Origin of the sequence: Pseudomonas sp. C9-3 (genome assembly GCF_032392015.1) — a bacterium.
In the GTDB taxonomy this organism is placed as follows: domain Bacteria; phylum Pseudomonadota; class Gammaproteobacteria; order Pseudomonadales; family Pseudomonadaceae; genus Pseudomonas; species Pseudomonas nitroreducens.
In genome coordinates this window covers 853,076-867,178 of the sequence record NZ_CP135919.1, presented here as the reverse complement: position 1 = coordinate 867,178, position 14,103 = coordinate 853,076, and the positions used below count along the sequence as shown (strand labels likewise).

At 59.2% G+C, this 14,103-nt stretch carries 11 protein-coding genes; 9 read left to right on the top strand and 2 right to left on the bottom strand.

Going from position 1 to position 14,103, the window contains the following annotated elements:
- Nucleotides 1-228: 228 nt before the first annotated feature.
- The 9 genes from RS899_RS03870 (at nt 229) to RS899_RS03830 (ending at nt 9,674) form a co-directional block, all read left to right on the top strand.
- Nucleotides 229-1,119, top strand: coding sequence for a glycosyltransferase (locus tag RS899_RS03870; RefSeq protein WP_315809139.1), 891 nt, complete (start codon nt 229-231; stop codon nt 1,117-1,119).
- A gap of 12 nt (nt 1,120-1,131) precedes the next feature.
- Nucleotides 1,132-2,148 (top strand): NAD(P)-dependent oxidoreductase, encoded by a 1,017-nt coding sequence (locus RS899_RS03865; protein WP_315809138.1) that lies wholly within the window; start codon nt 1,132-1,134, stop codon nt 2,146-2,148.
- Nucleotides 2,149-2,185: 37 nt separating this feature from the next.
- Complete coding sequence (locus tag RS899_RS03860; RefSeq protein ID WP_315809137.1) at nt 2,186-3,601, top strand: undecaprenyl-phosphate glucose phosphotransferase; 1,416 nt, start codon at nt 2,186-2,188, stop codon at nt 3,599-3,601.
- Nucleotides 3,602-3,776: 175 nt separating this feature from the next.
- On the top strand, nt 3,777-4,883 hold the full coding sequence (locus RS899_RS03855) for a polysaccharide biosynthesis/export family protein (RefSeq protein ID WP_233298184.1): 1,107 nt from the start codon (nt 3,777-3,779) through the stop codon (nt 4,881-4,883).
- Nucleotides 4,884-4,890: 7 nt separating this feature from the next.
- Nucleotides 4,891-5,547: a YjbF family lipoprotein gene (locus RS899_RS03850; RefSeq protein ID WP_315809136.1), complete on the top strand. Its 657-nt coding sequence runs from the start codon at nt 4,891-4,893 to the stop codon at nt 5,545-5,547.
- The gene (locus RS899_RS03845; protein WP_315809135.1) at nt 5,544-6,320 is read left to right on the top strand and encodes a capsule biosynthesis GfcC family protein; all 777 of its coding nucleotides are present in this window, start codon (nt 5,544-5,546) and stop codon (nt 6,318-6,320) included. The genes RS899_RS03850 and RS899_RS03845 overlap by 4 nt, the downstream gene beginning before the upstream one ends.
- Nucleotides 6,317-8,404, top strand: a complete 2,088-nt coding sequence (locus RS899_RS03840; protein ID WP_315809134.1) for a YjbH domain-containing protein — start codon at nt 6,317-6,319, stop codon at nt 8,402-8,404. The genes RS899_RS03845 and RS899_RS03840 overlap by 4 nt, the downstream gene beginning before the upstream one ends.
- An 84-nt stretch (nt 8,405-8,488) precedes the next feature.
- A complete protein-coding gene (locus RS899_RS03835) occupies nt 8,489-8,887 on the top strand; it encodes a YbaY family lipoprotein (protein ID WP_315809133.1) in 399 nt (132 codons plus the stop codon).
- Nucleotides 8,888-8,996: 109 nt separating this feature from the next.
- The gene (locus tag RS899_RS03830) at nt 8,997-9,674 is read left to right on the top strand and encodes a DUF4197 domain-containing protein (protein WP_315809132.1); all 678 of its coding nucleotides are present in this window, start codon (nt 8,997-8,999) and stop codon (nt 9,672-9,674) included.
- Between the two features lie 223 nt (nt 9,675-9,897).
- On the opposite strand, the gene RS899_RS03825 is transcribed toward RS899_RS03830, so the two are convergent.
- Together RS899_RS03825 and RS899_RS03820 are read right to left on the bottom strand one after the other, a co-directional pair.
- A complete protein-coding gene (locus RS899_RS03825) occupies nt 9,898-10,377 on the bottom strand; it encodes a Bro-N domain-containing protein (RefSeq protein WP_315809131.1) in 480 nt (159 codons plus the stop codon).
- A 651-nt stretch (nt 10,378-11,028) separates the two neighbouring features.
- Nucleotides 11,029-14,097, bottom strand: coding sequence for an efflux RND transporter permease subunit (locus tag RS899_RS03820; protein WP_169940996.1), 3,069 nt, complete (start codon nt 14,095-14,097; stop codon nt 11,029-11,031).
- Nucleotides 14,098-14,103 lie beyond the last annotated feature (6 nt).

Here is a 14,103-nt window from a genome sequence, read left to right as displayed (position 1 = left end):
TACCCTCTCTGCCAAATTAAAGAAAAATCAAAATCCCTATGCCAATAGTAAAAATAGCCCACATTATAGAGTCAACTGCAACTGGGACTCTCTCCATGGCTTCGCTACTAGCTAACGAACAGTCAAATAGTGGGAATACTGTAGATGTAATTTACTCTATCCGCCCTGAAACTCCGCCAAATCTAAGAGATTTCTTTAAAAAAAAAAATCTCTTTAAAAAACATTCAAATGTCCGGCAAAAAAAGCATTTCCAGCATACTTGAAGTCCGAAAACACTTAATCAAGAACAAGCCAAACAAAATATTCCTCCACTCCTCATTTGCCGGATTCATAGGCCGGATAGCAACTATCCTTCTACCTTTCAAGTGCAAAATATTCTATATACCGCACTGCATATCGTTCATGAGGAGAGATATAGGAATAGTTAAACGTTCCATCTTTATAGCCCTTGAAATAATTGGAAGCATCAAGAACTGTGAATACATAGCATGCTCTGAAAGTGAAAAAAAATATATCACCAGAATTATTCCTTTTCGCAAATGTCACATCATTGAAAACGCAATCAATACAACAGAAATAAAACCTATAACAAGGAATGACGAAACGTCTATAATCAAAGAAGTCATTACTGTGGGACAAATTCGAACACAAAAATCTCCGGAATTATTCAGCCGCATCGCAAAAATAGTCAATTCCAAATCCAAAGACATTAAATTCAGATGGATTGGAGATGGCGACCCCACACTCAAGAAAAATCTCGAGGATGCTGGAGTAAGTGTTTCTGGATGGCAGCCAAAAGAAATTGTCATCCAAGACCTAAAGAGCTCCGGAATTTATTTATCTACTGCTCTATGGGAAGGGATGCCTGTATCCCTCATTGAGGCAATGGCTACTGGCTTGCCAATAGTAGCATCAACTTGCCCTGGAAATATCGACATAATAACTCACAAGAAAAACGGCTGGCTTTATAATTCAGCATCAGAAGCTGCCGATCAAATACTTGAAATAATTAACTCCCCTCAAAACTCCATCCAAATTTCGAAACGAGCTCAAATCGAATCTCGTTCTAGATTCAGCGTAGATCGCTACCTAAGAGAAATTGAAGCGATAACCAAATAGGGATAATAAATTATGTTTGCTGTAATTTTCGGAGGATCCGGCTTCATTGGTGTTTTTTTCGCCAAGCACCTGCTCTCCACAGGAAGTTTTGAAAAGGTCTATTTGTTCGACAGGGAACAGGTTTCCGAAAAATCATTTTCTCACCGAAAGGAAATAGTTCGAGAAGACAGCCGGATCATCGAGATTCGTGGTGATGTCCGCCAATCCATCGATTGGACTCCGCCGGAAACTATTTCTCTCATCGCGAATTTTGCCGCCATACATCGCGAACCTGGACATGAAGACTTCGAGTACTACGAGACTAATCTGCTTGGAGCCCAGCACGTGTGCTCCTGGGCCGAGCGGGTAGGCTGCAACGAAATCATCTTTACCAGCTCAATTTCACCCTATGGCCCCAGTGAGGAACAAAAGGACGAGCGCTCCCTGCCAGTGCCGGTGACAGCCTATGGCGGATCAAAGTTGGTAGCCGAGAAAATGCATCAGACTTGGCTGGCAACAGACAAGAATAACAGACATCTGGTGATTGTCCGCCCTGGCGTAGTGTTCGGCCCGGGCGAAGGTGGAAATGTCTCGCGCCTAATCAAAGCCGTGATGCACCGCTATTTCTTCTACATGGGTAATCGCGATACACGGAAGGCCGGAATCTATGTGAAAGAGTTATGCGCAGCCATTTGGTGGATGTTGGAGCGGCAAAAGGCGCATGGCGAGCACTTCTCCCTTTTCAATATGTCGATGAATCCCGGCCCGTCGATCCAGGAATATGTCGATACAGTCTGCCAGGTGGCGGGGGTTACACGCCGTGTGCCGGGTATTCCCTTCACTCTTTTGCTGTGCATGGCCCATGGCATTGATCTGATTGCGCGACCAATGGGCCTGCGCCATCCCTTCAGCCCGGTGCGTATTCGCAAACTGGTGCGATCCAACAACATCCATCCTGGCTGCTTGGTCGAAATGGAATATCCCTACCAGTACGACCTGAAATCTGCATTTTCGGACTGGAAAGCCGTAGCTCCAGACGAATGGCATTGATTAAAAAGGTCACTCCAGCTCCAGAGAGAACTTATAGATGAATCGCATGGATCGCGGAATTCTCCGCCCCCATCAAGCCACTATCTCCGTGCTGCAAAAATTGCTTGACCTGGGTGTAATCTGCCTCGGCATGGGTGTGGTTATCGCCGCTGATAGAGTGCATTGGGATTACTCGGCAGTCATCGCGACACTGTTTGCCTTGGTGATCTTCTACCTGCTCGGTGACTTTGGACAGCTCTATATCTCATGGCGTGGTGAACGAACTCGCGAAGAGTTGCGTAAGGTCGGTAGTATCTGGGCGATTAGTTTTACTGGGGTCGCCGTTACCGACTACCTTAGCCCAGAAATAACCGTACTCAGTGGTACAGGGCAGATTCAGTGGTTCTCCCTGGTACTTGCTGGATTGTGCGGTTATCGCGTACTTTTGCGATCGGGTTTGCATGCCCTGCGCGGAAGAGGCTTTAATGCGCGCTCCGTTGCCATTGCCGGCGCAGGAGTGTTGGGGCAGCGCCTTGCAACTAACATTGCTAGCGCCCCTTGGATGGGGCTGGAACTGACTGGATTCTTCGATGACACGTTTCATGCCCCGATTAGCTTGGGCAATGGCGATATAAAACTGCCTATTTCTGGCACGTTGGATTACCTAGTCGAACAGGCTCGCGCGGGCAAATTGGATCGCGTCTACATCACGCTCCCCATGCGCAGCGAAACGCGAATCCGATGGCTGGTGGAGCAACTGAGCGATACCACCGTATCCGTCTATATCGTTCCCGATGTTTTCGTTTTCGACTTGCTTCATGCTCGTTCGCAGAATATCGACGGCATCCCCACCATCAGTATCTTCGACAGTCCCATGGTAGGCGCGAGTGCTCTAGTCAAGCGCCTCGAAGATATCGTCCTCTCGTCGCTGATCCTCTGTCTGATTGCCATCCCCATGCTATTCATATCGGCGGCCATAAAGTTCACCTCCTCCGGCCCGGTATTTTTTCGCCAGAAGCGCTACGGCATTGACGGCCGCTCCATTGAAGTGTGGAAGTTTCGCAGCATGCGGGTAATGGAGGACGGCGAGAAAGTCACCCAGGCAACCCGCAACGATAGCCGCATAACCCCGTTAGGAGCCTTCCTGCGGCGGACCTCTCTGGATGAGCTGCCACAATTTATCAACGTGTTCTTGGGCGATATGTCCATCGTCGGGCCTCGCCCGCATGCCATCGCGCATAACGAGGAATATCGTGGGCAAATCAGTAGCTACATGCTGCGCCACAAAGTAAAGCCGGGCATCACCGGCTGGGCCCAGGTAAATGGCTGGAGAGGCGAAACGGATACGCTGGAAAAGATGCAGAAGCGTGTCGAGTTCGATCTGGCTTACATCAACAACTGGTCGCTCTGGTGGGATCTGAAGATCGTCTTCCTGACGCTGTTCAAGGGCTTCGTCCACAAGAACGCCTACTGATTGTCGCCTTTTTCACTTCAAGAATTTACTGCCTCTCCCCACCAGCCAATTCCTACATCCACTATCCATCCCCGTTGCTAACCTGCGCAGCCTTTCGGCCAGCACCTTGCGCTTTGGAATACCTGCGCAGAAACAGTCCGCGCCCTCCCGTTCACCTCCTTTGTGTAGCCACCCCATGATTCGTCCCTTGTCCCTTGCTGTCCTGTCTGCCCTCGCGCTTCAGGGATGCATGTTCTCCCCCGGCCAGAATCTGGATACCGCAAGACTGATGCAGGAGGACTCGGCTGAGTCCAGCCGCGTCCAGTTGGTGCAGATCACGCCCAAACTGCTCACGGTTGCAACCGCCACCCAGCAAGAGGACGCCGTTCCCGAGAAGCTCGCCAGCTTCCGGCCGGAAAGTTACCGGATCGGTGCCGGTGACCTTCTGTACATCACGGTATGGGACCATCCCGAACTGACTTCGCCCGCCGGGCAGCAGCAGCAAACCGATGCCAACGGTCGCCTGGTACGGCCAGACGGCACGCTCTTCTATCCCTACGTAGGCACCCTGCGAGTTTCGGGCAGGACGATCGAGGACGTGCGCAAGACCATTACCAACGCCTTGGCTGCCTATGTCGAAGCACCGCAGGTGGACATTGCCGTTCTGCGCTTTGCCAGCCAGCGAGTGATACTCAATGGCGCGTTCATCAAAGCAGGCCCGCAGGCGATCACCACCACTCCGCTGGCGCTGATGGAAGCCATTGGCGCCGCCGAACTGGATACCGCCAATGCCGACCTTTCCGGTCTGACGCTGCAGCGCGACAACCAGGTCTTCCATCTGAACCTGGATGCGCTGAACACTGCTAAAGGCGCGGACCTGTACAACCTGTACCTGAAGGACGGCGACCGCATCTACCTGCCCTATAACGACCGCAAGAAGGTCTATCTGATGGGTGAAGTCAACGCGCCGCGCGCACTGACCTTCAAGACCCGCGAGATGAACCTGGCCGATGCACTGGGCAGCGTTGGCGGCCTGAACCAGACCACAGCCAATGGCAAGGCCGTGTATGTCATTCGCGGTGTCGAGGATCTGGAGACGCAACGCGCCACGGTCTTCCAACTCGACGCGAACTCGCCTACCGCCTTCATCCTCGCCCAACAATTCCAGTTGCAACCGCAGGATGTCGTCTATGTCGGCCCGGCCGGTGTGACTCGCTGGAACCGCCTGATCAGCCAATTGCTGCCGTCCGCCGGCATTCTCGGCACCGGCTCGACCATTCAACGCAACCTCAACAACAACTGAGCACTCCATGAATGCCTATCGCTTGCTCGCGTTGGTGGTGCTCGCCTGCGCCTTGTCCGCCTGCAATCCACTGATGCAGGCCTCGCTGAGCACTCTGAGCGCCAGCTTCAGCAGCCCCGCTCCGCTTGAGCTGACACGCGCTCAAGTCAATTCTCTCCCCTACTACCAGATCGAGATCACCACCCAGTACGGCTCGGCGGTGATGGCGCTGGTACGCACACAAGGCGACCTGCAGTATTGGCAGGCTTCGTCGCGCCAGTTGCTGCTCCTGCAGGATGGCGTGGTGGTGCGCACACTGGGTTTCCCGGACGACTTGCTGGGAACGCGCCTCGCGCCGGGCTCACCCTTCGTCAAAGGGCTACAACATCTCGCCGAAGGCCAGGCAAGCCAGCGCTGGATCGATCTCGGGCCCGGTTACCTGCTGGATGTTCCACTCACGGGCAGGCTGCGTCGCGTCGGCCTCGAAACCGTACACATCCTCGATCAGGACCACCGGCTACTGCGAATTGATGAGCGCCTGAGCGCGCCGATCAAGGGCATGGCAGCCACCAACAGCTATTGGGTCGACCCGAACGACGGCTTCATCCTGCAAAGCCGCCAGCAGGTCACTCCCAGCCTCAACGTCACCATTACCCAGTTGCGCCCGCTCCGGAGCCAGCCATGAAGATCATTCGGCTTGCCCTGCTCGCGGCCAGCTTCGCTGCCTGCACAACCGCCCATGCGGCAACACGGATCGAGGTACTTGGCGAGTTGCCCTCCCCGGGAGTCCGGGAAATCGATGAAGGCCTTCGTCTAGGTGTGCTGCTGCAACAACTTCAGGTCAATCCCCAGAGCTATTGGCTAGGCGCGTCCTGGCAACGTCAAAGCCTGATGCAGGAGCAACGCCGGCTGAAGGCTGGCGTCCTGTTCGACCTGAGCCAGGTGCAACACCTTGCACGGCTGCAGGACAAGCCCGGTCTGGCGAACACCGCCCGGCGGCTCAGCGAGCAGGTGATAGCCCTGCCCGTCACCGGTCGACGGACCTACCACCTCGATCCGCTGCAAGTAGAGCTCAACGCCGAACACTCGCCAAAGCTCCAGGGCGGCGATCGCCTGATCCTCCCGCCACGGCCGGCCACCGTGCGGATCATCGGCGCAGTCTCGAACGACTGCGAACTGCCCTTCGTACCGCTGCAACCTGCCTATCGCTATGTGCCGCAGTGCTCCGTACTCGATGACGCGGACCCGGATTACCTCTATCAGATCCAGCCTGACGGCCAGGTTACCCGGCTTGGGATTGCCCTATGGAACCGCGAGGAGCAAGCGGCACCTCCTGCGCCCGGTGCCGTGCTACTGGTGCCGCTGGATGCCCAGGAGGTCAAGGACAGCGCACCAGATTTGAACCGCGAACTGGCCGACTTCCTGGCCACCCAACCCCTGCCGGCGGAAACACCATGAAGCCTCGCCACAGTCTCTGTCTGCTGCTGGCCAGTGCCAGCCTAGCGGCCGCCGACCCACGCTACACCCAGAACGATTTTGGCGGCGTCGGCCTGCTGCAGACCCCAACCGCGCGCATGGCGCCTGCGGGGGAAATCAGCATCAACGCCAATCGCACCGATCCCTACTCGCGCTATAGCTTCTCGCTGCAGCCCTTCGACTGGTTGGAGGGTACCTTCCGCTATACCTCGATCAGCAACCGCAAGTATGGGCCTGATGATCTGAGCGGCAACCAGAGCTACAAGGACAAGGCCTTTGACGTCAAATTCCGCCTGTTGCAGGAATCGCGCTGGGTACCCGAAATTGCGCTGGGCGGTCGCGATATCGGCGGTACCGGGCTGTTCTCAAGCGAGTATTTTGTTGGCAACAAGCGCGTGGGCGACCTCGATTTCAGCCTTGGTCTGGCCTGGGGCTACATCGGCAATCGGGGCGAGCTGGACAACCCGCTCGGCTGGGTCGACGACAGGTTCAATACACGCCCCCAAACGGAAGGCACCGGCGAGCTAAGCTCCAACAGCTACTTCCGTGGCCACCCGTCTCCCTTCGGCGGTATCAACTGGCAAACACCGTGGGAGCCGTTGTCGATCAAGCTCGAGTATGACGGCAACGATTATCAGCATGAGCCGCAGAACAACAACCAGAAGCAGAACTCGCCGTTCAACATCGGCATTGTGTTCAAGGCCAGCGACTCCATCGACCTGCATGCAGCCTTCGAGCGCGGCAATACCGCCATGTTCGGCATCACCCTGCACACCAACTTCGCCAGCCGCACGGCGCCCGCAAAGGTCAACGACCCGGCTCCGGAACCACTGCAGCAGAAAGCGACCGAGCGCCAGCCCGATGCTGTGGACTGGGCAGAGGTTTCCCGGCGCGTAGAAGAGAACGCCGGGTACAAGGTAAACCGCGTCACCCACAAGGACAGCGAAGTCGTGCTCTACGGCGAACAGACCCGCTATCTGTACCCGCCCGAAGCCGTCGGGCGCACTGCGCGCATTCTCGACAACAGCACCGGTGACGATGTCCAGTGGTTCACTATTGTCGATACACGCTACGGCCAGCCTGTAGTAGAAACCAGCGTGCCGCGCCGGGTATTCCGCGACGTCGCAAACCAGGAACGGCCACTGGAAGACCTCCGCCGCACAACTGAGCAGAGCGCGCCGTTACCGCAACAGGAAGAACTGGTTTATCAGCAGAAGCCCGCCCCGTTCAGCTACAACCTAGGCCTGGGCTACAACCAGAGCATCGGTGGCCCCGATAATTTCCTGCTGTACCAGTTCACCGCCGATCTCGACAGCGAGTATCGATTCACTCCGAGCCTGTGGTGGAACGGACTGCTCAGCGCCAATCTGATCAACAACTACGACGACTTCACCTACGACGCGCCGAGCAACCTGCCACGGGTACGCACCGACATCCGTCAGTACATGACTACCTCCAGTGTCATGTTGCCCACCTTCCAGCTGAACAAGACCGCACGACTGGACCAGGACCTCTACGGCATGGTTTATGGCGGTTACCTGGAAAGCATGTACGCCGGCATTGGTGGCGAACTGCTCTATCGCCCGATGAACGAAGCCTGGGCCGTAGGTGCCAATCTGGACCTGGTCCGCCAACGCGATTTTGATCAGCACTTCGGCCTGCGCGATTACCAGACTGCGACGGGCTTCGTCACGCTCTACTGGCAAACCGGCTTCGAAGACATCCTCGCCCAGGTCAGCGCTGGTCGTTACCTGGCTCGCGACTGGGGCAGCACGCTCGATCTCTCTCGGCAGTTCCGCAACGGCGTGCGTTTTGGCGCCTGGGTTACCCTCACCACGGCCAGCAAGGATGCCTACGGCGAAGGCAGTTTCGACAAGGGTCTCTACGTCTCGATCCCCTTCGACGAGCTGATGAGCAGCTCGACCATGCGCCGAGCCAATCTTTCCTGGGACCCGCTGACCCGCGACGGTGGCGCTCGCCTCAACCATTATTACTCGCTCTACGACCTCACCGAAGGGCGTGACCCAGTGATGTTCCAGAACTTGTTCGGACGCATCGTGAAATAACTCGAAGCTCTCCCGGATCATGGCGCGGAAACCAAAGTCACCCACAATGGTCTGACGCGCCCTGGATCCAAGGAGAGTTCCCTTATGAAAACCCTACCTCTGCTACTGATGACCGGCCTGCTCGCCGCGTGCAGCTCCACTCCTTCCGGAGACAAGGCGTCGCTGGACGGCGAAGTCTTCTACCTGCAGCGCATTGCTCTACCGCCGACAGCCCAGGTGACTGTCAGCCTGCAGGACGTTTCCCTGGCCGACGCGCCCGCCACCGAACTGGCCCGGCAGCAACTGGAATCCGGTCGCCAGATGCCACTGCCGTTCCACCTCGACTACGACCGTAGTCAGGTCAAGCCGGGCCACAGTTACGCCGTCAGTGCTCGCATCGAGGACAACGGCCGTCTGCTCTTCATTACGACCGAGCGCCACAGCGTCAAACTCGACGGTAACGACCCGCAACCACTGAGAGTCCGCGTCGACCCCGTGCGCTGATTCACCGCGCCGCCGGGTTTTCCCCGGCGGCCTTCCTCCGTTAATCTCCCCCCTCCATTCTCCACCACGGGGCCGCCCCGGCCGCCGTGTTTCGCTCAAGGAAGTATCGATGCTGCGATTCCCCGTTCTGCTGGCCGGCGCCCTGCTGTCCGTCAATGCCTTCGCCCTGTCCCTTTCCGACCTCAGCCAGAGCGACGCCACCGGCGGCCTGAAGGATGCGCTGACTCAGGGTGCGCAGGTGGCCGTGAAGCAACTCAGCCAGCCCGGCGGCTTCAGCAACGACCCGGCCGTGCGCATCGAGCTGCCCGGCAAACTGGGCAAGGCCGCCAAGACCATGAAGCAGTTCGGCATGGGCGCCCAGGTCGACCAGCTCGAAGCGAGCATGAACAAGGCCGCCGAAGCCGCCATGCCGCAGGCCCAGGCGCTGCTGGTGGATGCAGTGAAGAAGATGAGCGTGACCGATGCCAAGGGCATTCTGCAGGGTGGCGAGCACTCGGCGACGGACTACCTGAACCGCAGCAGCCGCGAGCAACTGCGCGCGAAGTTCCTGCCGATCATCAAGCAGGCCACCGACCAGGTGGGCGTAGCCAAGCAGTACAACGCTTTCGCCAGCCAGGCCGCCGCCTTCGGCGTGGTCGATGCGAAGAGTGCGAACATCGAGAACTACGTGACCGAGGAAGCACTGGACGGCCTGTTCAAGCTCATCGCCGAGCAGGAGAAGACCATTCGCCAGAACCCGACGGCCGCCGCTACTGGCCTGGCGAAGAAAGTATTTGGAGTGCTCTGAGCAGACGTGTGCCGCGGGCGCCAAGAGCGTTCGCGAGCAAGGACTGGGCGTCCCCCTCGCTCCTACAGGTAAGTGAAAGCCCGGCCAATGCCGGGCTTTTTCATGCCTACAGATTGGTGTCACGCGAGCCACCCTGCAGGAGCGCACCCTGGGCGCAAACTGCGGGCATAGACCACTCCTGCAGGTGCTGCGAGCGATGGGTATCGCTGCGCTCCACGCCATCCTACGAGAAGCTGCCGCGCTCCAGTAAGCGGCCAGCGTCGCCGAGGCGTAGCCATACGCTGCCTTGCCACTCAAGTACGGTCAGCGGGTAGCCCTGTACCTCGCGCACAGCCTGACGAGGACCATAGCCCGTTGGCAGTTGGGCATCGCGCAGGGTCGGCACGACTTCGTTGCTCAGCCACTGGCGCAGGTTGCGGTTTTCCGGGTGGTAGAAGTAGACCAGCAGCAGTGTGTAGAGGCCGCTTTCGCTGACCAACAGTTCGTCCTCGCTGCCACCGAGCAGGTGCTCCCAGCGGTACTGGTCGGGATCGAGCTTGCGGGTGGTTCGGCCGCTTACGTCGGAGTTGGTCAGGCGGGCCAGGTCGCGGGTGGAGAACCAGGCCTGGCGGTCGATCATCAGGCCACGCAGGGTGCGGTCGAAGCGCTGAAAGGTTTGGAAGCTCAGGCCTTTGTCAGCTGGGAACAGCTTGGAAGGGTTCATGCGGTCTCTCCTCATACAGCGAAAGAGCCGCCCCCGGGAAAAGGGAGGCGGACCGTGCAAGGGTGGAAAACCGGGTGCTACAGCTATAGACCGGTCGGGCCGAAGCCCGCCTCACACGGTCCGCCATAGACAGCCAGAGTTGGCCCGGCCTACGAAAGGCCGGGCCATCCCTGCTATGGCGATAGCTGGAGCACTACAGGTTTCCACACCTGACCACGGCTGTTCCGTGGCGGAGAGAACGCTAAGCAGCAGGCTTGTAGGACCGCAACGCCATTGATGAGTCAGGCGGTTCCTGAACGATGACCAAGCACCTTACGGAACGATCCGTGTCTGGGAATCGGCTTCAGGAAAAGGTCATGAGGGTGACAGGTAGAAAGGTTCGCGTATGTCGGACGATTCGTTTCGAGCAGCCAGACGGCGGATAACGCTGCGCGTTATTCGCCCTACGCCGAGGTTCGATGAGTGGAGTCTGTCTGTAGGAACGAGGGGGGACGCCCAGTCCTTGCTCGCGAACCCGTTCAACGCCGGAGTCGCTGGGAAGCCAGTTCGCGAGCAAGCTCGCTCCTACAGAAAGCCGAAGCACCGTAGGGCGGACAACGCTGGCGCGTTATCCGCCCTGCACGCAGTTACTCACACTGCCCCATGCCTTCGTCAGGCTTCCTTCTTCACCCTGAACCACGCCGCATACAGCGCCGGCAGGAACAGCAGCGTCAGCGCCGTGGCGACGATCAGGCCACCCATGATCGCCACCGCCATCGGGCCGAAGAACACACTGCGCGACAGCGGGATCATTGCCAGCACCGCCGCCAGGGCGGTCAGCACGATGGGGCGGAAACGCCGCACCGTGGCTTCGATGATGGCGTGCCAGGTATCCATGCCATGGGCGCGATCCTGCTCGATCTGGTCCACGAGGATCACCGAGTTGCGCATGATCATCCCCGCCAGGGCGATGGTGCCGAGCATGGCGACGAAGCCGAAGGGCTTCTGGAACACCAGCAGGAACAGGGTTACGCCGATCAGGCCCAGCGGCGCGGTGAGGAACACCATGATCATCCGCGAGAAGCTGCGCAGCTGGATCATCAGCAGGCTGAGAACCACCACGATGAACAGCGGTACGCCGGCGTTCACCGAATCCTGGCCCTTGGCCGAGTCTTCCACGGTGCCCCCGACCTGCAGCAAATAGCCGTCCGGCAATTCGGCACGGATCGGGTCAAGCGTCGGTGAGATCTGCTTCACCAGCGTCGCCGGCAACGAGTCGTCGTAGATGTCGGCGCGCACGGTCACAGTCGGCAGGCGGTTGCGCCGCCAGATGATGCCTTCTTCGAAGCCGTATTCCAGCGTCGCCACTTGCGACAGTGCCACGCTGCGGCCGCTGCTGGTCTGCATCGACAGGCTGGGCAGCTGCGAGAGGTCATGCCGGCCGCGCTCGTCGCCGCGCAGGAGGATCTCGATCAGCTCGTTGTCCTCGCGGTAGTAGCTGACGGTGGAACCGGTCAGCGAGCTCTGCAGGAACTGCGAGATATCCGAGGTGCTCACGCCCAGGGCGCGGGCGCGCTCCTGGTCGATGTCGAGGAAGATCGCCTTGCTTGGCTCCTCCCAGTCCAGGTGCACGTTCACCACATGAGGGTTCTCGCGCATCTTGTCGGCGACCTTGCGCGCCAGCTCGCGGACTTCCGGGATGTGCTCGCCGGAGACGCGGAACTGCACCGGGTAGCCCACCGGAGGACCGTTCTCCAGGCGGCTGATGCGCGTGCGCAGAGTCGGGAAGTCCTCGTTCATGTGCTTGATCAGCCACTGGCGGATTTCCTCGCGCGACTCCAGGCTCTTCGCCAGGACCACGAACTGCGCAAAGCTCGCCGCCGGCAGTTGCTGGTCCAGCGGCAGGTAGAAGCGCGGCGAACCGGTGCCGACATAGGCCACGTAGTTGTCGATGCCCGAATGCTCGGCGAGCATTTTCTCCAGGCGATTGACCTGCTCGGTGGTGGCGGTGAGCGAATCGCCCTCGGCCAGTTTCAGGTCCACCAGCAATTCCAGGCGTGCCGACGGCGGGAAGAACTGCTGCGGCACCAGGCGGAACAGCATGATCGAGCCGATGAAGGCGGCCACGGTCAGCAGGATCACCGTCTTGCGGTAGCGCACGCACCATTCCACCACGCGGCGGAAGCGCTGGTAGAAGGGTGTCGAATACGGGTCGTGACCCTTGTCACTGCCACCGTGTTTTTCCGCGTGGCGCTTGGCGAGATCGGGCAGCAACTTCTCGCCCAGGTAGGGCACGAAGACCACGGCGGCGATCCACGACACCAGCAGCGCGATGGTCACCACCTGGAACAGCGAGCGGGTGTACTCGCCGGTGCCCGATTGCGCGGTGGCGATCGGCAGGAAACCGGCAGCGGTCACCAGCGTGCCGGTGAGCATCGGGAAGGCCGTACTGGTCCAGGCGTAACTCGCCGCCTTGAGCCGGTCGTAGCCCTGCTCCATCTTCACCGCCATCATCTCCACGGCGATGATCGCGTCGTCCACCAGCAGGCCCAGCGCCAGCACCAGCGCGCCGAGGGAAATCTTGTGCAGGCCGATGCCGAAGTAGTACATGCAGGCGAAGGTCATCGCCAGCACCAGCGGGATCGATAGCGCCACCACCAGGCCGGTGCGCAGGCCGAGGGAGAAGAAGCTTACCAGCAGCACGATGATCAGCGCCTCAGCCAGCACGCGGACGAACTCGCCGACGCCTTCGCGCACCGCTGCCGGCTGGTCGGACACCTTGCGCAGCTCCATGCCTGCCGGCAGCGTCTGCTGCAGGCGTTCGAATTCCGAGTCGAGCTTCTTGCCCAGCACCAGGATGTCGCCGCCGTCCTTCATGGCCACGGCGATGCCAATGGCATCCTCGCCCATGAAGCGCATACGCGGCGCGGGCGGGTCGTTGAAACCGCGGTGCACCTCGGCCACATCGCCGATGCGGAAGGTGCGGTCGCCGACGCGGATCGGGAAGGAGCGGATGTCCTCCACCGAATCGAAGCGCCCGGACACGCGCAGTTGCACCCGGTCAGTGGCCGTCTCGAAGAAGCCGGTGGCAGTCACCGCGTTCTGTTCTTCCAGCGCCTTCTGCACCGCCGCCAGCGGCAGGCCGAGGGTGGCGAGCTTGGTGTTGGACAGGTCGATCCAGATCTTCTCGTCCTGCAGGCCGACCAGTTCGACCTTGCCGACGTCCTTGATGCGCTGCAGTTGCAGCTGCAGGCGGTCGGCATAGTCCTTGAGCACCGCGTAGTCGAAGCCCTTGCCCGACAGCGCGTAGATATTGCCGAAGGTGGTGCCGAACTCATCGTTGAAGAACGGCCCCTGGATGCCCTGCGGCAGGGTGTAGCGGATGTCGCTGACCTTCTTGCGGATCTGGTACCAGAGCTCGGGAATGTCGCGGGAGTGGAAATCCTCGCGGGCGACGAAGGTCACCTGGGATTCACCGGGCCGCGAGAAGGAGATGATGCGGTCGAAGTCGCCGGTCTCCATCAGCTTCTTCTCGATGCGCTCGGTGACCTGGCGCGAGACTTCCTCGGCGGTCGCGCCAGGCCAGTTGGTCTTCACCACCATGGCCTTGAAGGTGAATGGCGGGTCTTCGCTCTGCCCGAGCTTGGTGTAGGACAGCGCACCGACTATGCCCAGCAGCAGCATGAGGTACAGGACGATGGAGCGGTTCTGCAGCGCCCAGGCGGAAAGGTTGAATTGCATCGGGCG